This window comes from Pandoraea fibrosis (genome assembly GCF_000807775.2).
Lineage (GTDB): Bacteria > Pseudomonadota > Gammaproteobacteria > Burkholderiales > Burkholderiaceae > Pandoraea > Pandoraea fibrosis.
In genome coordinates this window covers 5,229,969-5,251,717 of the sequence record NZ_CP047385.1, presented here as the reverse complement: position 1 = coordinate 5,251,717, position 21,749 = coordinate 5,229,969, and the positions used below count along the sequence as shown (strand labels likewise).

The window sequence follows — 21,749 nt, the reverse complement described above, 5'->3', positions numbered from 1 at the left end:
CCGGGATGCTGGCGTGGCGGTTTTGGGTTGAGGGGGATGGCGAAGGTGCCGCCGGGCGCCGCTCGGCTCAGAGCAGATCGTCGTTCGGCAGCAGCGTGAAGGCACCCGCGACCGAGTTGCGCCAGAAAGACGCGTAGGGCTCGACGTCGAATGTGCGCGGCTGACCGTTCTCCTCGCCGACCCAGCGCAGTGCGGGCATGGTCGGCGGGGTTGGGGTGGGGGGCGTCGCGCCGGGCGGCAACAGTTCGACGCGGAAGCTCACGCGAGGCAATGTCGCGCGTTCGAAGATGCCGGCCATGCGTTCGGCAAATTCCGGGCTGTGGATCACGATGGCCAACTCGGTGTTCAGGCGCACCGAACGCGGGTCCAGATTGAAAGAGCCGAGAATGACGTCTCGTCGATCGATGACGTACACCTTGCCGTGCAGACTTGCGCGCGATGAGCCACCGAATCTGACGCGCCTTGGCGAGGGCTCGCCGGTGTCGGAGCGAATCGGCTTGAACTCGTAAAGCGCGACGCCCGCCTGCAGCAGGGCGGGACGGTAACGAGCGTAGCCGGCGTGGACCGGCACGACGTCCGTTGCCGCGAGGGAGTTCGTCAGCACGCGCACCTTGACGCCGCGCTGCGTGAGCGCCGATAGGAACCGCACGCCGCCGTCCATCGGTACGAAGTACGGGGAGATGATCAGGACTTCGCTTTGGGCGTTCCCCGCCAACTGGCGCAATCGGGTGCCGGGCGCGCTCTTGGTTTGGTCGGCAGGGGTGTCCAGCTTGTCGGGCGTGTCGGCGGCCAACTCCGCCGGGGCCCAGAAGAGTGGCATTTTGCCGGTTCGCAGGCTGTCGGCGAGCGGGGGCTGGTGGAGCGCTTGGTGGCCGGCTGGCACGCCATCGGCATCGCGCCAGTGACGGGCCAGGGCTTCGCGTGTTTCGTCCAGCGTCTGCTCGTCGATCTTCGATTGCACCTGTTTGAGTGGGTAGGACTGAGGGCTGGTCCAGAAGTGATCGAAGCTGCGGGAAACGGCGTCGACGACGGGGCCGGCGCAGAGCAGATCGAAATCACGGAAGGAGAGGTCCGGATTGGCGTCGAAATATTCGTCTCCCAGATTGCGCCCGCCAACGATCGCCAACTGGTTGTCGGCCACCAGCGCCTTGTTATGCATGCGGCGGTTGAGCTGATCGAACTGGGTGAGCAGATTGCCAGCGCGCTCGAAAAGCGTTGTGTCGAGGGTGCCAAACGGATTGAACACGCGAATTTCGATGTTGGGCGTCTGATCGAGTACGGCGAAGGTGGGGTCCGTGTGGCGCCGGTTGATGTCGTCGACCAGCATGCGAACGCGCACGCCACGGGCGGCGGCGTCGAGTAGCGACTGGAGCAGAAGGCGTCCGGTGATGTCCTCCCCGGCGCTGTAGTACTGCACGTCCAGACTGTGCTGGGCGGACTGAACAAGCGCGAGGCGGGAGGTGAAGGCCGCCGAACCTGTCGCGAGTAACTGGAAGCCTGACTGTCCCGGATGTGCGGCGACGGCAGGCGCCAGGGCGTCGGCGAGCGCACCCGGGGTGGTGGCTGGCGTGTGAGACGTCCATTGTGATGGTTCGGGCGGTGGCCGCACTGAACTGCAGGCGACCACGACGAACGCGAGCGGGAGAAGCGCGGCTCGCGCGAGCGTTTGCCAAGAGAGGTAACGGAGGAGCGAAAGGAACATCTCGAACGCTCTATATATAGAAAGGATGGGGTAGAGACCGGCGCCGCCTTTCCATATAGGCAAGCTTTCGAGAAGCATATGCGATTTCATTGGTTGCGTCGCCCGGGGATGCCCGGATACATTGGATCCGTCTCCTCCATGTGTCCTGTCCCATGGATCTTGGCCCGCTCACGACGCGGGCCTTTTTTTGCCCTTTTCAAAATATTTTCACAAAGGGCTTGCCAGGGTACGGGGTTTTCACTAATATCTCGTCTCTCGCAACGACAGAGACGCAGCGAAAGCAGCGGCGAAGTTGGGGCGACGGGCTGGAAAGCCCGGTGGTTAGGGGTTTTCGAGCTTGTGAGTCGCTACGGCGATGAGCGAAGAGAAGCGAAAAAAACTGTTGACGACGACGAGAAGCTGCGACATAATCTCACTTCTCTGCTGCTGATGCAGCGACGCAGAAAACGAAGCGACGGCGCGGTAAGTGTGCGACGAAGCGAAGTCAGATGCGATTGATCTTTAAAAATTGAACAACCGATAAGTGTGGGCACTCGATGAATAGTGCGTCTGCTTCGGCAGATTAGCTTTAAATTTATTGAGGCTCACATAGTAATAGGTAAGTTAAGTAATTAACTTGTCAGCATACTTTGAGAGCGACCGGTTCGAGTGATTTATCACGAAAAACCGAAAACAGTAACAGGTTTAAACTGAAGAGTTTGATCCTGGCTCAGATTGAACGCTGGCGGCATGCCTTACACATGCAAGTCGAACGGCAGCACGGGTGCTTGCACCTGGTGGCGAGTGGCGAACGGGTGAGTAATACATCGGAATGTACCTTGTAGTGGGGGATAGCTCGGCGAAAGCCGGATTAATACCGCATACGCTCTGAGGAGGAAAGCGGGGGACCTTCGGGCCTCGTGCTACAAGAGCAGCCGATGTCAGATTAGCTAGTTGGTGGGGTAAAAGCTCACCAAGGCGACGATCTGTAGCTGGTCTGAGAGGACGACCAGCCACACTGGGACTGAGACACGGCCCAGACTCCTACGGGAGGCAGCAGTGGGGAATTTTGGACAATGGGCGAAAGCCTGATCCAGCAATGCCGCGTGTGTGAAGAAGGCCTTCGGGTTGTAAAGCACTTTTGTCCGGAAAGAAATCCTCTGGGTTAATACCTCGGGGGGATGACGGTACCGGAAGAATAAGCACCGGCTAACTACGTGCCAGCAGCCGCGGTAATACGTAGGGTGCAAGCGTTAATCGGAATTACTGGGCGTAAAGCGTGCGCAGGCGGTTTTGTAAGACGGATGTGAAATCCCCGGGCTTAACCTGGGAACTGCATTCGTGACTGCAAGGCTAGAGTATGGCAGAGGGGGGTAGAATTCCACGTGTAGCAGTGAAATGCGTAGAGATGTGGAGGAATACCGATGGCGAAGGCAGCCCCCTGGGCCAATACTGACGCTCATGCACGAAAGCGTGGGGAGCAAACAGGATTAGATACCCTGGTAGTCCACGCCCTAAACGATGTCAACTAGTTGTTGGGGATTCATTTCCTTAGTAACGAAGCTAACGCGTGAAGTTGACCGCCTGGGGAGTACGGTCGCAAGATTAAAACTCAAAGGAATTGACGGGGACCCGCACAAGCGGTGGATGATGTGGATTAATTCGATGCAACGCGAAAAACCTTACCTACCCTTGACATGTACGGAATCCTGCTGAGAGGTGGGAGTGCTCGAAAGAGAACCGTAACACAGGTGCTGCATGGCTGTCGTCAGCTCGTGTCGTGAGATGTTGGGTTAAGTCCCGCAACGAGCGCAACCCTTGTCCTTAGTTGCTACGCAAGAGCACTCTAAGGAGACTGCCGGTGACAAACCGGAGGAAGGTGGGGATGACGTCAAGTCCTCATGGCCCTTATGGGTAGGGCTTCACACGTCATACAATGGTCGGTACAGAGGGCTGCCAAACCGCGAGGTGGAGCTAACCCCAGAAAACCGATCGTAGTCCGGATCGCAGTCTGCAACTCGACTGCGTGAAGCTGGAATCGCTAGTAATCGCGGATCAGCATGTCGCGGTGAATACGTTCCCGGGTCTTGTACACACCGCCCGTCACACCATGGGAGTGGGTTTTGCCAGAAGTAGGTAGCCTAACCGTAAGGAGGGCGCTTACCACGGCAGGATTCATGACTGGGGTGAAGTCGTAACAAGGTAGCCGTAGGGGAACCTGCGGCTGGATCACCTCCTTTCTAGAGCATGCACTGGAAGTTGAGTGTTCACGCTTATCGGTTGTTGACTGCGTAGATCTAAGTCGGGTCTGTAGCTCAGGTGGTTAGAGCACCGTCTTGATAAGGCGGGGGTCGAAGGTTCAAGTCCTTCCAGACCCACCAATCTCTTTCCACCGACGCCTGGTAGAAAGAAATCTGGCTGAGGCAAGGCACAAAAAGCCGCGGCATACATTGGTATGCAAGGTTTTTTGTAACGCCGCATCAGACTGATTTGGGGGGCATAGCTCAGCTGGGAGAGCACCTGCTTTGCAAGCAGGGGGTCGTCGGTTCGATCCCGTCTGCCTCCACCAATTCCTTAGATCACACATCGATGTCAGTCAAAAGCTTTTACGTCTGTAGTAAATCCCAATAGTGATTTAGCGTGAACGTTTTTGAATGACAGCAATGTCATGCAGTATTTGTTCTTTAACAATTTAGAAGAAGTAGTAGTACAACGGAAGCGCGTTAGAGATGGCGCGTGGAAATTGTACGGGTTGTGATTGTATCAACCAGTATTTAAGTGATCGAAAGATGACTTGGAATACGGCACAACGCGATAACTCAACCTATAGCTGGAAGACATTCTGGTTATAGGGTCAAGCGAATAAGTGCATGTGGTGGATGCCTTGGCGATTACAGGCGATGAAGGACGCGATAGCCTGCGAAAAGTTGTGGGGAGCTGGCAAATAAGCATTGATCCACAAATGTCCGAATGGGGAAACCCGGCCTTTTAGGTCATCCTAGACTGAATACATAGGTCTAGCGAAGCGAACGCGGCGAACTGAAACATCTAAGTAGCTGCAGGAAAAGAAATCAACCGAGATTCCCAAAGTAGTGGCGAGCGAAATGGGACCAGCCTTCAAGATTTAGCACCGGTGTTATCAAAACGGAATGGAAAGTCCGGCCATAGTGGGTGATAGCCCCGTATGAGAAAACCCTGGTGTGGAACTAAGCTTGAGACAAGTAGGGCGGGACACGTGAAATCCTGTCTGAAGATGGGGGGACCATCCTCCAAGGCTAAATACTCGTAATCGACCGATAGTGAACCAGTACCGTGAGGGAAAGGCGAAAAGAACCCCGGGAGGGGAGTGAAATAGATCCTGAAACCGCATGCATACAAACAGTCGGAGCCTCGTAAGGGGTGACGGCGTACCTTTTGTATAATGGGTCAGCGACTTACATTCAGTGGCGAGCTTAACCGAATAGGGAAGGCGTAGCGAAAGCGAGTCCGAATAGGGCGTTCAGTCGCTGGGTGTAGACCCGAAACCAAGTGATCTATCCATGGCCAGGATGAAGGTGCGGTAACACGTACTGGAGGTCCGAACCCACTAATGTTGAAAAATTAGGGGATGAGCTGTGGATAGGGGTGAAAGGCTAAACAAACTTGGAAATAGCTGGTTCTCTCCGAAAACTATTTAGGTAGTGCCTCGTGTATCACCTTCGGGGGTAGAGCACTGTCATGGTTGAAGGGTCCATTGCGGATTACTTCGCCATAGCAAACTCCGAATACCGAAGAGTGCAATCACGGGAGACAGACATCGGGTGCTAACGTCCGGTGTCAAGAGGGAAACAACCCAGACCGCCAGCTAAGGTCCCTAAATATTGCTAAGTGGGAAACGAAGTGGGAAGGCTAAAACAGTCAGGAGGTTGGCTTAGAAGCAGCCACCCTTTAAAGAAAGCGTAATAGCTCACTGATCGAGTCGTCCTGCGCGGAAGATGTAACGGGGCTAAGCAATATACCGAAGCTGCGGATGCGAGCTTGCTCGCATGGTAGGAGAGCGTTCTGTAAGCCTGTGAAGGTGTCTTGTAAAGGATGCTGGAGGTATCAGAAGTGCGAATGCTGACATGAGTAGCGATAAAGGGGGTGAAAGGCCCCCTCGCCGTAAGCCCAAGGTTTCCTACGCAACGTTCATCGGCGTAGGGTGAGTCGGCCCCTAAGGCGAGGCAGAGATGCGTAGCTGATGGGAAGCAGGTTAATATTCCTGCACCGTCGTATGATGCGATGGGGGGACGGATCGCGGAAGGTTGTCCGGGTGTTGGAAGTCCCGGTCCCTGCAGTGGAGAAGGCGCTTAGGCAAATCCGGGCGCGTAATTCAAGGCTGTGGGGCGAGCGAACTTGTTCGCGAAGCAATTGGAAGTGGTTCCAAGAAAAGCCTCTAAGCTTCAGTCATACGAGACCGTACCGCAAACCGACACAGGTGGGCGAGATGAGTATTCTAAGGCGCTTGAGAGAACTCGGGAGAAGGAACTCGGCAAATTGGTACCGTAACTTCGGGATAAGGTACGCCCTTGTAGCTTGACTGGCCTGCGCCAGGAGGGTGAAGGGGTTGCAATAAACTGGTGGCTGCGACTGTTTAATAAAAACACAGCACTCTGCAAACACGAAAGTGGACGTATAGGGTGTGACGCCTGCCCGGTGCCGGAAGATTAAATGATGGGGTGCAAGCTCTTGATTGAAGTCCCGGTAAACGGCGGCCGTAACTATAACGGTCCTAAGGTAGCGAAATTCCTTGTCGGGTAAGTTCCGACCTGCACGAATGGCGTAACGATGGCCACACTGTCTCCTCCCGAGACTCAGCGAAGTTGAAGTGTTTGTGATGATGCAATCTACCCGCGGCTAGACGGAAAGACCCCATGAACCTTTACTGTAGCTTTGCATTGGACTTTGAACCGGTCTGTGTAGGATAGGTGGGAGGCTTTGAAGCAGGAACGCTAGTTTCTGTGGAGCCGTCCTTGAAATACCACCCTGGCTTGTTTGAGGTTCTAACCTAGGTCCGTAATCCGGATCGGGGACAGTGCATGGTAGGCAGTTTGACTGGGGCGGTCTCCTCCCAAAGTGTAACGGAGGAGTACGAAGGTACGCTAGGTACGGTCGGAAATCGTGCTGATAGTGCAATGGCAAAAGCGTGCTTAACTGCGAGACTGACAAGTCGAGCAGGTGCGAAAGCAGGTCATAGTGATCCGGTGGTTCTGTATGGAAGGGCCATCGCTCAACGGATAAAAGGTACTCTGGGGATAACAGGCTGATACCGCCCAAGAGTTCATATCGACGGCGGTGTTTGGCACCTCGATGTCGGCTCATCTCATCCTGGGGCTGTAGCCGGTCCCAAGGGTATGGCTGTTCGCCATTTAAAGAGGTACGTGAGCTGGGTTTAAAACGTCGTGAGACAGTTTGGTCCCTATCTGCCGTGGGCGTTGGAAGTTTGAAGGGGGCTGCTCCTAGTACGAGAGGACCGGAGTGGACGAACCTCTGGTGTACCGGTTGTCACGCCAGTGGCATCGCCGGGTAGCTATGTTCGGAAGAGATAACCGCTGAAAGCATCTAAGCGGGAAACTCGCCTTAAGATGAGACTTCCCTAGGAACTCGATTCCTTTGAAGGGTCGTTCAAGACCAGGACGTTGATAGGTCAGGTGTGGAAGCGCAGTAATGCGTTAAGCTAACTGATACTAATTGCCCGTAAGGCTTGATCCTATAACCAGTGTGTTTTCCCTGGTTTGAGTGACGTGTGTGCCCCAATGGCGCTGATACGCTCACAACCCAATTACATGTAGTACTACGCTTCTTCTGAATTGGTTTTGTTGCACGCCTAGTGCAGCAAGACATACAAGTTATGCCTGATGACCATAGCGAGTTGGAACCACCCCTTCCCATCCCGAACAGGACCGTGAAACGACTCCACGCCGATGATAGTGCGGATACCCGTGTGAAAGTAGGTAATCGTCAGGCTCCCCTAAAGACCCCTTGCTACAACGCGTAGCAAGGGGTTTTTGCTTTGTGCGATCGCTTTATCTTATGGCTTGCGGGGGAGCTGGTTTCGCTTATTCCCATCCAACTTCATGACGTCGGCCCTCGTTAACGAACGCGGCGAAGCGGATTCGTGCTCACACTTTCTACCGAGCTTCGTTTTCCGAAGCATCTCAGTTGACGTGGTGTAGCGAGCGAAAGCATTCCAATCAACTGAATGACAGCTTGAATCGGGGCACGTCCCTTATACCTATTCAATCGAAGCGGATCGTTGCCAGCTAAGTGCATTGACTCTGAATCTAGCCGGGATTGTCGACAGGAAGGGCGCCATGCTGAAGATGACGCGCGATAACGCATAACGGCTCGGCAATGTGGGCTGCCGTGCTGTCCACTACAGCAGGGGACGAAGGAACGCGAGGGAAGAAGGCACTGTGAGCCACTCGATGCCGAGATGGCACCCAACGACTCACAGCGTACAGCCGACATCCAAAAACACCAACGAACTCACATGGCTCGTGCGTTACCGTGCTGTCGCAAGAACGCGTCGAACCAGAACCACGCAAATACCTGCGAACACGATCAGTGCGAGCCATTCGGCGGTCGGGGCAAAATGACTCCCGACGATGGCCAACGGGGAATCAGAGCCGGTAAAGCCGACGACCATCGCCATCGCGACACCAACAAGACTCTCTCCGACGATCAAGCCCGACGCCAGCAACACGCCACGTCGTTCCGCCGCTTCCGCAAACGGGCCGTAATCCTTGCCCTGCGCCCTCGCGCGTGCTTTCAACACCCGTTGCGCGATCCAGCCCAATACCGCACCAATCACCAGCACCGAACCAATCGTCGGCGGCAAATAGATGCCAATCCCCACAGCAATCACCGGCAGTCGTGCAACACCGCCGCGCTTCGCCAGCATGGCATCGATAGCAATCAACGCGAGCCCCAGCAGCGCGCCAATCCCGAGCATCGACCAGTCGAGCTTGTGCGTGAAGATGCCCTTCGCGATGGCCGTCATCAAAATCGCCTGCGGTGCCGAAAGCGCTTGCGACGGGTCCATGCCCGGACGCGGCAACGCATCCGTAAATCCATAGGCGTTGTACAGCAGATTCAGCACCGGCGGGATCACGGCAGCGCCAACCACACAGCCCACCAGCAATGCGACCTGCTGACGCCACGGCGTCGCGCCCACCAGCCACCCCGTCTTCAGATCTTGCAGATTGTCGTTGGAGATCGTCGCGATGGCGATGACGGCCGATGTGGTGAACAGCGCCAACGCAATGGCGAGCTTGCTGCCCTCGCTCGTATCCAGCAGTCCGCTCGCCTGACTGACGCTCAGAATCAGCAGCGAGACGAGCACGACCGCAACGATGCCGATACCCGAAATCGGGCTGGCCGACGAGCCAACCAGTCCTGCCATATAGCCGCAAGCAGCCGCCACGAGAAAGCCGAAGACCACGGCGAAAACTACGCTGCAAGCCACCAGCGTCGCGATGGCGCCGAACGACAGCGGTGCTTTCGCGAGGAACACGCCAAACGTCACGACCCATACCGCCACGCACACCAGCGTGAGCCCGATGACCCAATACGGCGAGAGATCTTGCTCGGTACGTCCCAAAGCGCCACCCTTGCCGCCTTTGCCGCGCGATTGTCCCAACGCAGTGAACGATGTCTTCACGCCGTCGACCATCGGCTTCGCGAGCGTGATGAGTGTCCAGACGGCAGACACGCCAATCACACCCGCCCCCATAAATCGCACCTTGTGCTGCCAGAGACCGTTGGCAAACGCGGCAATCGTTTGTCCTTCAGTATTCGGCGTAATGGAAGTGAGTACCGGCACCGCAATGCCCCAGCTAAAGACGATGCCAAACAGAATCGCCAGGCCAGACACAATCCCGATGAGGTAGCCCGCGCCAATCAACGCCAGGGAGAAGCCGGTCGTCAGGCGGAAGACAGCAGCGCCTGCGGGAATCCACGCGGTAATGCTCTCGCCCAGCACCTTCAGGCCGGCCGTCGCGAATGCGAACAGTGCCGAGACCACACCGCCGAACGCGATTTCGCGCACACCGCTGGCTTCCTGGGTGCCTTCGCGTTTTGCTGGCGAGGTCTTGCCGTCGGACAACGCCGCGTCGTCACCTTCACTGCCAACGCGCAGAATCTCTGCCGCAGCCACGCCTTCGGGGTATGGCAGATCACTATCGACGACCATCGCGCGTCGCAACGGAATCGTGAACAGCACGCCGAGAATGCCGCCCGACGCGCAGATTGCGAGCGTCAAGCCGAACGGAAAGCCCTGCCAGTGACCGATCATCAACAAACCCGGCAACACGAAAATAATCGACGAGAGCGTGCCGGCCGCAGACGCCTGCGTCTGCACCATGTTGTTCTCGAGGATGTTGCCACCGCGCAGTGCGCGCAGCACGGCCATGGAAATGACGGCTGCCGGAATCGATGAGGAGAATGTCAGGCCGACTTTCAGACCAAGGTAGACGTTGGAAGCGGTGAACACCACGGTGATCAGGGCGCCAAGGATCATGCCGCGCACCGTCAACTCGGGGAGCGAGACGGCGTCGGGAATTCGGGTCGGAAGAGATGCCATGTATGAATCGGGGGGAGTTTTTTACCCAATGGGAATGTGGCGCAAATTGTATGCGCCCCGGTGGTGCACCGCCAGTCTTGACGGGCGAGATAGAACGACCGTTCGAATTTACCTTCCCAATCCCCGAAGCCAGTCCCCACTCACTTCAATCCCATCTACCCATCGGCAGATTCCATACGTACAGAATCCATCGATTTGTTCGATGGAATCCAACTTTTCTTAATCGATTTATTGATGGATGATGCGGGTTTTCCCCTAAAAGTAAAAGCAAACGCGTGGACTCCCCAGGGGAAACGGGGATCGCGCAGTCAAAGGAGCTTCCCGATGTCCAGTCTGCTTACTTCATCGCACCCGGCAACCCAGTCGAGCGGCGCACGTCGCTGGCTGGTACTTGCCATTGTGTCGGTGGCGCTGCTGCTCATCGTGATCGACATGACGGTGCTCTATACGGCACTGCCTCGTCTGACCCACGATCTGGCAGCGACGGCCTCCGCCAAGCTGTGGATCGTCAATGCTTACGCACTCGTGGTGTCGGGCCTGCTGCTCGGCATGGGCACGTTGGGCGATCGACTCGGCCACAAGCGTCTTTTCCTCGCCGGACTGGTGGTCTTCGGCGTGGCGTCGCTCGCAGCGGCATTTTCCCCCGACGCCAACTTCCTGATCGGCGCGCGTGCATTCCTTGGCGTCGGCGCCGCCATGATGATGCCCGCAACCTTGTCATTGATCCGACTGACGTTTGCCGACGCCCATGAGCGAGCGCTCGCTATCGGTATCTGGGCGTCCGTTGCCTCCGGCGGCGCCGCGTTCGGGCCGATCGTCGGTGGCGCGCTGCTCGAGCATTTCTGGTGGGGCTCGGTCTTCCTGATCAATGTCCCCATCGTGCTCGTGGCACTGCCGCTCGCGTGGTGGCTGATTCCGAAGGGCGGTGCAACGTCGACCCAACCGTGGGACTGGTGGGGCTCGCTGCTCTTCATGGTCGGCCTGATCGGGCTGACGTATGCGATCAAGAGCGCGGGCAAATCGTCTCCGGACTGGGCCGCGGTGGTCGTGGCACTGATCGTAGGAGGTGTCTTCCTGTGGGCTTTCGTGCGACGGCAGCAACGCAGCGAACACCCGTTGCTCGACTTTGCGCTGTTTCGCAATCCGGCATTCTCGGGTGCGGTCGCTGCGGCGCTAGTGGCTGCCGCCGCATTGATCGGCATGCAACTGGTGTTCAGCCAGCGCTTGCAACTGGTCCTCGGGTATTCACCGCTGGAAGCGGGATTGGCCAACATGCCGCTGTCGCTGGCCGCTTTCGTGGCGGGGCCGATTGCCGGGCGGTTGCTGCCGCGGATGGGCGGCGCACGGATGTTGCCGATCGCGTTGCTGATATCGGCGGTCGGTATGGCCGGTTACCTCGTCACGCGCGACATGGGGCTAGTCGGGTCGGCGCTATCGCTGGCGATTCTTGGCCTTGGTGTGGGCGCCACGATGACCGCGGCATCGAGCACCATCATGCAGAGTGCCCCGCCCGAGCGCGCTGGCATGGCGGCGTCGGTCGAAGAGGTGTCTTATGAACTGGGTGGCGCGCTGGGCGTGACGTTCATGGGAAGCCTGCTGACGTTCGTCTACGGCCGGGCAATGGATGTGCCGCAAGCGGTGGCGTTGCCCGACACCGTGCGCGACAGTCTCGACGAAGCGCAACTGGTCGCGGAGCACCTGCCGCCAGCGCTGGCCGACGCGTTGATGACTATGGCGAATGCCGCCTTCAATCAGGGCTTCAACGCGGTGATCGGTGCGGGCGCGTTGCTGCTCTTCGCAACGGCCGTCTGGGGTCGCTGGCACGCGCGCAAGCGCTGACCGGCAAGGCATAAGCGCGCGCTCACTTTCCCATGAGCGTGCGCATCATTTCAGCGAACACGACAACCAATGCGCAATGCGCACCCCGTCGAGGCGCGAGCCTTCCGGCGTGTCGCTGCCGAGCATCGTCACAATGACGGGACGCCGCTTATGCACCATCACGCGCATCACCATGTTGTGCCCCGACTCGTTGATGAAGCCGGTCTTCTGCACACTCGCATTCACTTTTCCGTAGCGCACCAGCCGGTTCGTATTGACGTATTGCAGTTGCCCTTTGCCCGTGCGCACCAACTGCTGATGATCGATCGAATAGCGCCGAATGAGCGGGTAGGCGTTCGACGCGCGCACCAGACGTGCCAGCTCGCGCGCCGTCGACACATTGCGTGGCGATAACCCGGTCGAGTTTTCAAAACGCGTATTCGGCATGTTCAACGCGCGTGCTTTGGCGTTCATGGCCGAGATGAACGCCGCGCGTCCGCCCGGATAGTCGCGGCTCAACGCGGCGGCGGCCCGGTTCTCCGACGCCATCAGCGAGATGTGCAGCATATCGGCCCGAGAGAGCGTCGAGCCGACCGCGAGACGTGAATGCGTGTACTTGAGCGTATCGAGGTCTGCCTTCGTCACGGTGAGCGGCGTGCGCATCGCCGGCCGGCTGTCGAGCCAGACCACGGCCGTCATCAGCTTGGACAGCGAGGCAATCGGCCGCACCTGATCCGCATTGCGGGCGAAGAGCGGCGTATTCGTTTTCTCGTCGACGATATAGACGGCCCGTGAGAACAGACGCTTGCGCGATGCCGGCGTGAAGCCGCAACGCGCGAGGAGTCGGGGTTTCGCGTCGCTGCTCACTTGAGGCGGCGGTGCCTTGACGTTCCGGGACACCGCCGCTGGTGCTGCCGCAGCCACGGCGGCTGTCGATGTCTTCGGCGCCACGTGCCGCTTAGCCGTCGTTGACGGACGTTTCGCTGCGGCCTCCGCCCGACGCGGCGGCTTCACCGCCTTGCGCCCGGCGGGTGTCTTTGCCCGAGCGGTTGCCGCGCGCTTGCGCGAGGTACTCGCGGCTGCCGCTTTCCGATGTGAGGATTTCGCCGGCTTCTTCGCTACAGCTTTCTTCTTTTTGGTCGCGTCGTCACGGCGCTTGCCGGTGCTGGCGTGATGGGCGGTGGCGCCGAGCGCGTCGCTCACAGGCAGCCCCGCGATCAGCAATATCACGCCGAAGAGCACCAGACGCGCGAGCGCGATAACGCGCGGCGGCAGACCGTAGAGACGGGGCAGGGAGGGGCTGAGCAGCGGATACCACAGGGCAGACATCTTCGCGCGATTCCGTAGTGAGAGGGTGACGGTCGACGCGTGCATGCAAAAGAACAGCCTCGTGCGGCGAGGGCCGCCACACGGACACAGACGCAATACACGGGGAAACCTGTTGGACGGCAGGTCAACGAGGAGTTCCTGAATTTCCCGCTCGCGTATTACAAAAAGTTACATTCATCGAACCTTCGGTCTGCGAATGCTCTGCGCCGGGTGTCGAATTTGCTTTGCGCGTTTGGTTATTGGACGCCATCGGGGGCGGTTTCCTAGACTGTGCCTTCGCCTGAATTGGCACCCTCCCGCTCACTATCGAAAGGAAATCACCCATGCAACGCCGCCAATGGTTTCGCCTGCTCGGCCGTCTCTCGCTCGCACTGGCCATCGGTACGATGGGGACGATGGGCGCACATGCTGCCGACAAACCGCTCAAGGTCGGTGTGCGCGGCGGAGTCGACGAGGAGATCTGGGAAGTCGTCACGAAGGTCGCCAAGTCGCGTGGCCTGAACGTCGAGACGGTGGTGGTCTCCGGCACCGCGAGCCCGAACGAAGCGCTCAACAACGGCGATCTCGATGCCAACTCGTTCCAGCACATTCCGTTCCTGCGCGATCAGGTCAAGCAACGCGGGTACAAGCTCGTGTCCGTGGGCGACACGCTGATTTCGCCCATCGCCTTCTATTCGAAGAAGTACAAGTCGCTGGAAGCCCTCCCGGTGGGCGCGAAGATCGGTTTGCCGAACGATCCGAGCAATCAGACCCGCGCGCTGGTGATTCTGCGTGACCATGGCCTGATCAAATTGCGCGACGGCTTCGATCCGTACACCGGCACGGCCACACTCGCCGACGTTACGGCCAATCCACGCAAGCTCGAATTCATCGAGAGCGCCTCGGTGGTGCTGGCCCGCTCGCTGCCCGACGTGGACGCCTCGGCCATCGTGAACAGCTTCGCCTACCAGGCCGGCCTGATTGCCACGCGCGACGGCATTGCCGTGGAGAAGCGCGAGAACAATCCTTACGTGAACATCATTGCCGTGCGCGAGAAGGACAAGAACGCACCGTGGGTCGCACCGCTGGTGAAGGCGTACCAGTCTGAAGACGTGCGCAAATTCATCGAGACGAAGTATCAAGGCTCGGTCGTCCCGGCATTCTGAGGCAGGGGGGACGCCGCAAACGGCGTCTTCCGAACCGCACGAAGCCCCACGTCACCCGCGAGGAACACAAGCGATGACCACGACTCCCCGACACACGTCGACGGCCCCCGTCACACGGCTGCCTACGGCGGCCGCGCGCGAAGTTGCGCACATCACGTTCGATGGGCTCGGCAAACGCTATGCGGGGGCCTCGAGCGCCGCGTTGCAAGACATCTCGTTCGCCGTGCAACGCGGTGAGAGCTTTGGCATCATCGGTCGCAGCGGCGCAGGCAAATCCACGCTGCTGCGAACGATCAACGCGCTTGAGCTACCGAGCAGCGGTCACGTCAAGGTCGACGGTATCGATGTCGCGACCCTTGGCGAAGACGCGCTCGTCGGTCTGCGATGCCGCATTGGCATGATCTTCCAGCACTTCAATCTGCTCTCGGCGAAAACCGTTTTCGAGAACGTTGCGTTGCCGCTGCGCGTGACGGGGCTGCCGAAAGCGCAGATCGCGCCGCGTGTGAACGAACTGCTCTCGCTCGTCGGGCTGGCGGGCAAAGCCGATGCGTATCCCGCCATGCTTTCCGGGGGCCAGAAACAACGCGTGGGCATCGCGCGTGCGCTTGTCCACCGCCCCGAAATCCTGTTGTGCGACGAAGCGACCTCGGCGCTCGACCCCGAGACGACCGACGCGATTCTCTCGCTACTGGGCGACGTGCAAAGCGAGTTCGGTCTGACCGTGGTGCTCATCACCCACGACATGGGCGTGATCCATCAGGCATGCGACCGTGTGCTGGTGCTCGATCAGGGGCGCATCGTCGAACTGGGCGCGGTCGACGAGGTGTTCGCGAACCCGCAGGCCGACGCCACTCGTGCGCTACTGCGTCCGCTGCAACACGCATGGCAAGGACGCCTCGCGGCGTCGGCGACGCGTGCGAAGGCGCAGGTTCACGCGCTCTGATTTTTCCGGAGTTCCCATGCTAGACAAATATCTGCGCGCGCTTGGCGAAACGTTGTTGATGGTGACGAGCGCTTGCGCCATCGTCTTCGCACTCGGGTTGTTGCTGGCCGTGGTGTTGGTGGTCACCGCGCCGGGCGGCCTGGCACCGCGACCGCGTCTGAACCGGGCGCTGTCGGTCGTGGTGAACCTGTTCCGCGCGGTGCCGTTCATCATTCTTCTGGTGGCGCTGTTGCCGGTCACACGCTGGATCGTCGGCACGACGATGGGAACGTGGGCCGCCGTGGTGCCGCTGGCGGTGCATCTGATCCCGTTCTTTGCCCGCGTGACGCAAGTCGGCTTGCGCGAAATCGAGCCGGGGCTGATCGAAGCGGCCCGTGCGATGGGCTGCCGTCGCTGGCATATCGTGCGTCACGTATTGCTGCCCGAGGCATTGCCCGCCATTCTCGGCGGCGCGACGGTAACGGTGATTGCGATGGTCGGTGCGTCGGCGATGGCCGGGGCCGTCGGTGCAGGCGGTCTGGGGGATCTGGCGGTGCGATATGGTTACGAGCGCTATGAGACGAGCGTCATGTTCAACGTCATCGTGATTCTCGTCGCGCTTGTCACCCTTGTGCAGTTCGCAGGCGAGCGACTCGCGCGGCGCGTCGATCATCGCCGCTGATGTCTTTAGCGTCTTTAGCGCCGTTGCAAAATCAATGGGGCCGCTCGCGCGGCCCCATCGACTGACTGTACCGGACACAGTCCGGATCAAGGCATCGCGTTAATACCCGAGTGCGAGACCCGTATTGCGACGCGGATCGTTCGAACCGTAGTAGCGGTTCTTGCCGATCGGTTTACCGCCCAGCGACGGCGCGCCGACGATAATCGCGGCGATGTGATTCGCCGGTTGCGGGCCGGCAAACTTCTGGCCCCAGCTCTCGAGAATCTTCTGCGTGTCGGGGCTCAGCGCGAACGGCTCGATGTTGGTCGCCTCCGGCATCCACTGTTGATGGAAGCGCGGTGCATCGACGGCTTCCTGCAGATTCATGCCGTAGTCGATGACGTTGAGCATCGTCAGCAGCGTTGCCGTAATGATGCGGCTACCGCCCGGCGTACCCACCACCATGACCGGCTTGCCATCCTTCGTGACGATCGTCGGGCTCATCGACGACAGCGGACGGCGACCCGGGCCGATGGCGTTCGCTTCACCCTGGATCAGGCCGTACAGGTTCGGCACCCCGACCTTGGCGGTGAAGTCGTCCATTTCGTCGTTGAGCAGCACGCCCGTGCCGTTGGCCATGACCTTCGCGCCGAACCAGTCGTTCAACGTGTAGGTGACGGACACAGCGTTGCCGTCGCGGTCGATGATCGAGTAGTGCGTGGTGTTGCTGCCTTCATGCGGCGGCACGCCCGGCTTGATCTCTTGCGAAATACCGGCCTTCTGCGGGTTGATGGCGGCACGCAGCTTGGCGGCGTAGCTCTTGTCGAGCAACTGCGCGATCGGGTTCTTGATGAAGTCCGGGTCGCCCAGATAGCTGTTGCGGTCGACGTAAGCGTGACGCATCGCCTCGATCGTGTAGTGCACACCCTGCGCCGAGTGATAACCCAGTTCCTTCATCGGGTAGCCCTCGAGGATGTTCATGATCTCGCAGATCACCACGCCGCCCGAGCTGGGGGGCGGTGCCGACACCACGTGATAGCCACGATAGTCGCATTCGACCGGGGCGAGTTCGCGCGTCTTGTACTGATCGAGGTCGGCCTGCGTGATGATGCCGCCGCCGGCCTTCATCGACGCCACGAGCTTGTCGGCGACTTCACCCTTGTAGAAGCCATCGGTGCCCTTGGCGCTGATGAGCTTCAGCGTGCGTGCGAGATCCTTCTGCACGAGACGCTCGCCCGGCTGGAACGGCTGTCCCTTGTTCAGGAAGATGGCGCCCGAGTTGGCACGATCCTTCTCGAAATCCTTGGTCGACGTCCACAGCATGTCGACGTCGCCCTGATCGAGCACAAAGCCCTTGTCCGCGAGCGTGACCGCCGGGGCGAGCAGTTGCTGACGCGTCTTCGTGCCGTACTTCTCGCGGGCGTATTCCATGCCCGACACGGTGCCCGGCACGCCTACGGCGAGATAGCCGGTGGTCGAGGCACCCTTGATGACGTTGCCGTCCTTGTCGAGATACATGTTCGCCGTGGCAGCCAGCGGGGCCTTCTCGCGGAAGTCGAGGAAGGTCTTGCGGCCATCGGCAAGCTGGATCGTCATGAAGCCACCGCCGCCGATATTGCCGGCTGCCGGATACACCACGGCGAGGGCGTAGCCCACGGCAACGGCGGCGTCGATGGCGTTACCGCCAGCCTTGAGCACGTCCACGCCGACTTTCGACGCAAGGTGCTGGGCCGTGACGACCATACCGTTCTCGGCACCGACCGGTGCCTGCGAGGCTGCGTGGACGTTGAATAGCGCACAGCTCAGAGCTGTCGCCAGAAGCGCTTTAGTGAAAGTTGGGTTTTTCATCGTCTTTCTATGGTTCTTGTCTGAGCGAGATAAATGGAACGTCAACTGCGCCGGCGACGGACGCACGATCGGCAAGCTCGCCCTCGTACCGCGCCTGAGGCCGGCGCTGTTCCGGGGCGACGTCTCCGCTGCCGTATGACTGACGTGCGTAAAAGTTCCGTCGACTATCGAACGTTAACGCATAACGGGTAATTGGGGAAAGATGCGCCAAAAGTCCGGGCGGCGGGCCACGACGCGATCTCGGGTGGCACTGGACATTTCGCGAAAAGGCGTTCGCGCCTTCACTGGCAAGCGCTGGATGATATTTGGGGCCAGATGAAGACGGGGGATTGTCCGTCGAAATGAGGCGGATCGCGAGGCGAATCGACCCCGAGGCTGTTGCGCTGTCACCACGTCGTCATCGACTCGGTGCCGGCGCATGCGTCACGCTTTCGTGCGAGGTGGCACGCGGCGACGGGAGGGGGGCGTTGGATGGAACGCGGTGTTGAGCGGCAACGCCAATCGTTGCCGCTCATTGGACCCGGTCGATCAGACCAGCAGGTCTTCGTAGAACGCGCCGAACGCACGTGTCGGGTGCGCGATCTGGATCTCCAGAATCCACAGACCACCGCTGGGTGTATCTGCCAGATCGGCGAGTTTGCCGGCCTTGTAGATGGCGTGCGGGAAGTCGCTCACGCGATGGCCCTTCATATCGAGGTTGAGCACCCAGCCCATCGCCTCGGCCTGCGCCTTCGCGAACTCGTACAGCGCCACACCGCTTACGCCCTGCGTGCGCCAGTGTTCCTGCACGATGTCGAACAGGCGCTTCGCGTCGTCGGCACAGCGTTGCATCTCGGGATCGGTGCCGGTTGTGCGCGTGAAGCCGCAATCGCCCTCGTGCGCACCAAACACCACGCCGATGTCGATGAAGTAGATGTCGTCGTCGCCCAGTACCGGGTCGTTTTCGCTGCGCTCACTGAACGTGCGCAGCGTGTTTTCGCCGAAGCGGATCAGCACGGGGTGCCAGATGCGGTCCATGCCGAGTGTGCCGAGCAGCGTCTTGCTCGCGGCAATCGCTTCCGATTCGCGCATGCCGGGCTTGATCAGGGCGGCGATCTTTTCGGTCGCTTCCCATGTGAGGGCCTGCGCGCGCTGCATGGCGGCGGCGCTGAACTTCGCCCCGACCGCTTCTCGTTGTGCCAACTCCATTGAATCTCTCCACTGATCTTTATGACTTTGGGGGCCGCCCGTCGCGTTGCAACCTGCATGACAAGCGCCACGCCGATAAGCATACGGTCTTACTTGTATAATTCGAAGCGCCATTTGTCGCGGTCCCGATTGGGCCACTTTGGATGGCTTCCGGCGGCGTGGCGACATGGCGACATGGCACGCCGCAACCCGTTGCATGCTTTCGCTCACCCTTCGCCGAATCCTTGCCATGCGCCGACGACACCTCAGTCAATCGCTTGAACTGCCGCTAGCGGATCGCCATGAGAAGGAGACACGTCAGGCGTGGGTCTATCGTTGTGTGCGCGAGCGCATCGTGGCGGGCGAGTTGCGCCGGGGCGACCGGTTGCCGTCCACGCGCACGCTGGCGGAGCGGTGGGGCGTGTCGCGCGGGATCGTCGAGCTGGCGTTCGAGCAACTGACGCTGGAAGGGTATGTGGCAAGCCGCGTTGGCGCGGGTACTGAAGTGGTGGCGGACCTGTCGGCGGCCGTGGCATCGACGCATGCGGCGCAGGATGCCGGAATGCTTGCCGCCCCATTGCCCGAAAACGCGGCGTCGATTGCACTCAAGACCGGCCGTTCGGTGGATGCCGCGCTCTTCTCCCTGCCCGCGTGGCGCAAGCACATGAACCGCGCCTTGCGTGCGGTCACCCCCGAGTTGTTGGCCGATACCGATCCGCGCGGCTATTTGCCACTGCGCGAGAGCATCGCGCGTTATGTCCGTGTGACGCGCGGTATTGCATGCGACGCCGCCGAGATCGTCGTGACCACAGGGATTCGTCATGCGATCGATCTCGTCACCGACGTGCTGGCGGACGACACCACTGCGTTCTACTTCGAAGATCCCGGATACAAGAATCTGGCGTCGTTGCTCAAGGCGCCGACGCAGCGCTGTGTGAGCGTGCCGGTCGACGACGAAGGCTTCGTCGTGGAGGCCGCAGAGCGCGCCGGGGCGGGGCGCTCGGGCATTGCCTACGTCACCCCTGCGCATCAGGCGCCGCTGGGCACCACGATGTCGATCAATCGTCGCATGCAACTGCTGGAATGGGCGGCGTCGCGCGGCGTGTGGATCGTCGAGGACGACTACGACAGCGAGTTCAGCTACGGCAGTGCGCCGCTGCCGGCGCTCAAGGCGATCGATACGCAGGCTCGGGTGATTCATTGCAGCAGCTTCAACAAGACGCTATTTCCGTCGCTGCGCATCGGCTATTTGCTGGCCCCTGCGGCGTTGCTCACCCGAATCGCGGGGCTGCGCTCGGCGTCGGGGCGCGCCAATAGTCTCATCGAGCAGATGGCGTTGGCGAGCTATATCGATGCCGGTGATTTTGCGCGGCATCTGCGCGCGTCGCGCAGTGTTTATCTGCGCCGCCGCAATCTGTTGCTGGATGGACTTCGTTCGCGGATGACCCCACCGTGCCGCGTGACGGGCGAGCATGCGGGATTTCACTTCGTCCTCTGGTTGCCGTTGCAAGTCGACGAGGCGGCGCTCGTCGCAACGCTGCGCGAGCAGGAGGTATTCGTGGAAGGGCTGGGGGAGTTCACCCGCTCGCAGACCGTGGCGCCTGCGCTGGTGCTCGGCTACGCCGCGCTCGACGATGCGCGCTTGCCGGAGATTGCGACGCGGATCGCCGACGCCATTGCGGCGGCGGCAAGGTAAGTCCGCGTCGTCCTGCGTCTCAGTCTGCGCGCTTGCGCAGTTCCAGCCGGATCACGAACCAGCCGGCCACGGCTGACATGAGGGCCAGGGCGTACCACGTCAACAGATAGCTCATGTGGTTGTTCGGGAACTGCACTACGGTGAGTCCGCCCACGGGGTAGTCGCGTGCGGGCGCGTTGCCGGTGACGGCTTCGGCATCGCCTCGAACGGCGTGGGTGCCGGCGCTCGCGCCCGGCTTGCCGTCGGCATCGATGAAGTAAGGCGCCACGTCGGTTGCCGTCAGGCCGCGTGCGGCCGCGATGCCTGCGACGTCTCGCGAATACCAGAGGTTTTCCGATGGCGCGTTCTTGCGCAGGAACCCGCCCCCCGGCTCGGGCATGCGCAGCAGACCGGTGACGGTGACGTCACCCGCCGGGGCGGGCGGCTCCGCCTCTTTCCAGCCCGGCGGCACGAAGCCCCGGTTGACCAGCACTTCGTCGCCGTCGGCCGTGCGCAGCGGCGTGAGCACCCAGTACCCGCCGCCCAGATCGGTGACGGCCTGCACGAGAGTGTCCTTGTCGAATTGATACGCACCGGTGAGCGAAACGTGACGATATTCGTCGTCGGCCGCATTGATGGCGGGCCACTGCGAGCGGGCAGGGGCGGGCGCGGGCGGTGCATGCACGCGTGAATTCACGCGCTCGATGAGATCGAGTTTCCAGGCGCGGCGCTGAAGCTGCCAGGTGCCAAGAGACGCGAACACCGTGATCAGCACCAGCGTAATGACGCCGAGAATGACCAGCCGCAGGGCAGAGGGACGGGCGGGGGCGCCGGAAGCGCCGGAAGCGCGCGGGGGACGCTGTGCGTCCCCCGAGTCATGAAGTCGATTGCTGCTCAAGGG

Annotated in this window: 10 protein-coding genes, 2 tRNA genes, 3 rRNA genes and 1 pseudogene; 10 read left to right on the top strand and 6 right to left on the bottom strand. The window is 60.3% G+C overall.

From position 1 onward, the window contains the following. Positions 1-67: 67 nt before the first annotated feature. On the bottom strand, positions 68-1,702 hold the full coding sequence (locus PI93_RS23180; protein WP_039373124.1) for a phospholipase D family protein: 1,635 nt from the start codon (positions 1,700-1,702) through the stop codon (positions 68-70). A gap of 686 nt (positions 1,703-2,388) precedes the next feature. Between PI93_RS23180 and PI93_RS23175 the strand changes: the two genes are divergently transcribed. From PI93_RS23175 to rrf, 5 genes are all read left to right on the top strand, one after another. After that, positions 2,389-3,921, top strand: a 16S ribosomal RNA gene (locus PI93_RS23175). A gap of 64 nt (positions 3,922-3,985) precedes the next feature. Continuing rightward, positions 3,986-4,062: transfer RNA gene (locus PI93_RS23170), tRNA-Ile, on the top strand. Between the two features lie 112 nt (positions 4,063-4,174). Beyond that, a tRNA-Ala gene (locus PI93_RS23165) sits at positions 4,175-4,250 on the top strand. A gap of 283 nt (positions 4,251-4,533) precedes the next feature. Next, a 23S ribosomal RNA gene (locus PI93_RS23160) occupies positions 4,534-7,411 on the top strand. A gap of 142 nt (positions 7,412-7,553) precedes the next feature. Continuing rightward, a 5S ribosomal RNA gene (gene rrf, locus PI93_RS23155) occupies positions 7,554-7,666 on the top strand. Together the 16S, 23S and 5S rRNA genes with 2 tRNA genes alongside form the textbook arrangement of a ribosomal RNA operon. A 538-nt stretch (positions 7,667-8,204) precedes the next feature. Here the strand turns inward: rrf and PI93_RS23150 are convergent. Further along, a complete protein-coding gene (locus PI93_RS23150; RefSeq protein WP_039372284.1) occupies positions 8,205-10,283 on the bottom strand; it encodes an OPT family oligopeptide transporter in 2,079 nt (692 codons plus the stop codon). Positions 10,284-10,607: 324 nt separating this feature from the next. Here PI93_RS23150 and PI93_RS23145 point away from each other — a divergent pair, with 324 nt between their 5' ends. Further along, positions 10,608-12,122: an MFS transporter gene (locus tag PI93_RS23145; protein WP_039372282.1), complete on the top strand. Its 1,515-nt coding sequence runs from the start codon at positions 10,608-10,610 to the stop codon at positions 12,120-12,122. Between the two features lie 45 nt (positions 12,123-12,167). Here PI93_RS23145 and PI93_RS23140 read toward each other — a convergent pair whose 3' ends face one another. Then, the gene (locus PI93_RS23140; protein ID WP_052240785.1) at positions 12,168-13,430 is read right to left on the bottom strand and encodes a serine hydrolase; all 1,263 of its coding nucleotides are present in this window, start codon (positions 13,428-13,430) and stop codon (positions 12,168-12,170) included. A gap of 323 nt (positions 13,431-13,753) precedes the next feature. On the opposite strand from PI93_RS23140, the gene PI93_RS23135 reads away from it, so the two are divergent. The 3 genes and pseudogenes from PI93_RS23135 to PI93_RS23125 all read left to right on the top strand — a co-directional run bounded on the left by PI93_RS23135 (position 13,754) and on the right by PI93_RS23125 (position 16,179). Then, positions 13,754-14,575, top strand: a complete 822-nt coding sequence (locus PI93_RS23135; protein ID WP_039372279.1) for a MetQ/NlpA family ABC transporter substrate-binding protein — start codon at positions 13,754-13,756, stop codon at positions 14,573-14,575. A gap of 73 nt (positions 14,576-14,648) precedes the next feature. Then, a pseudogene (locus PI93_RS23130) lies at positions 14,649-15,476 on the top strand (methionine ABC transporter ATP-binding protein); the annotation flags it as partial. A 58-nt stretch (positions 15,477-15,534) separates the two neighbouring features. After that, positions 15,535-16,179 carry a methionine ABC transporter permease gene (locus tag PI93_RS23125; RefSeq protein ID WP_039372277.1) on the top strand — a complete coding sequence of 215 codons (645 nt, stop codon included), beginning with the start codon at positions 15,535-15,537 and terminating at the stop codon, positions 16,177-16,179. Between the two features lie 99 nt (positions 16,180-16,278). Here PI93_RS23125 and ggt read toward each other — a convergent pair whose 3' ends face one another. Both ggt and PI93_RS23115 read right to left on the bottom strand, forming a co-directional pair. Further along, on the bottom strand, positions 16,279-17,901 hold the full coding sequence (gene ggt, locus PI93_RS23120) for a gamma-glutamyltransferase (RefSeq protein WP_224786311.1): 1,623 nt from the start codon (positions 17,899-17,901) through the stop codon (positions 16,279-16,281). A gap of 633 nt (positions 17,902-18,534) precedes the next feature. Then, on the bottom strand, positions 18,535-19,194 hold the full coding sequence (locus PI93_RS23115) for a M24 family metallopeptidase (RefSeq protein WP_039372273.1): 660 nt from the start codon (positions 19,192-19,194) through the stop codon (positions 18,535-18,537). A 229-nt stretch (positions 19,195-19,423) separates the two neighbouring features. On the opposite strand from PI93_RS23115, the gene pdxR reads away from it, so the two are divergent. Beyond that, positions 19,424-20,869, top strand: a complete 1,446-nt coding sequence (gene pdxR / locus PI93_RS23110) for a MocR-like pyridoxine biosynthesis transcription factor PdxR (protein ID WP_052240784.1) — start codon at positions 19,424-19,426, stop codon at positions 20,867-20,869. Between the two features lie 19 nt (positions 20,870-20,888). Here pdxR and PI93_RS23105 read toward each other — a convergent pair whose 3' ends face one another. Then, positions 20,889-21,746 (bottom strand): SURF1 family protein, encoded by an 858-nt coding sequence (locus PI93_RS23105; protein WP_407945339.1) that lies wholly within the window; start codon positions 21,744-21,746, stop codon positions 20,889-20,891. Positions 21,747-21,749 lie beyond the last annotated feature (3 nt).

Coding starts and splice junctions, on each gene's coding strand:
- PI93_RS23140 (WP_052240785.1), bottom strand. CDS start 13,430: ATGTCTGCCCTGTGGTATCCGCTGCTCAGCCCCTCCCTGCCCCGTCTC.
- PI93_RS23145 (WP_039372282.1), top strand. CDS start 10,608: ATGTCCAGTCTGCTTACTTCATCGCACCCGGCAACCCAGTCGAGCGGC.
- PI93_RS23150 (WP_039372284.1), bottom strand. CDS start 10,283: ATGGCATCTCTTCCGACCCGAATTCCCGACGCCGTCTCGCTCCCCGAG.
- PI93_RS23135 (WP_039372279.1), top strand. CDS start 13,754: ATGCAACGCCGCCAATGGTTTCGCCTGCTCGGCCGTCTCTCGCTCGCA.
- PI93_RS23115 (WP_039372273.1), bottom strand. CDS start 19,194: ATGGAGTTGGCACAACGAGAAGCGGTCGGGGCGAAGTTCAGCGCCGCC.
- ggt (WP_224786311.1), bottom strand. CDS start 17,901: ATGGTCGTCACGGCCCAGCACCTTGCGTCGAAAGTCGGCGTGGACGTG.
- PI93_RS23180 (WP_039373124.1), bottom strand. CDS start 1,702: ATGTTCCTTTCGCTCCTCCGTTACCTCTCTTGGCAAACGCTCGCGCGA.
- pdxR (WP_052240784.1), top strand. CDS start 19,424: ATGCGCCGACGACACCTCAGTCAATCGCTTGAACTGCCGCTAGCGGAT.
- PI93_RS23125 (WP_039372277.1), top strand. CDS start 15,535: ATGCTAGACAAATATCTGCGCGCGCTTGGCGAAACGTTGTTGATGGTG.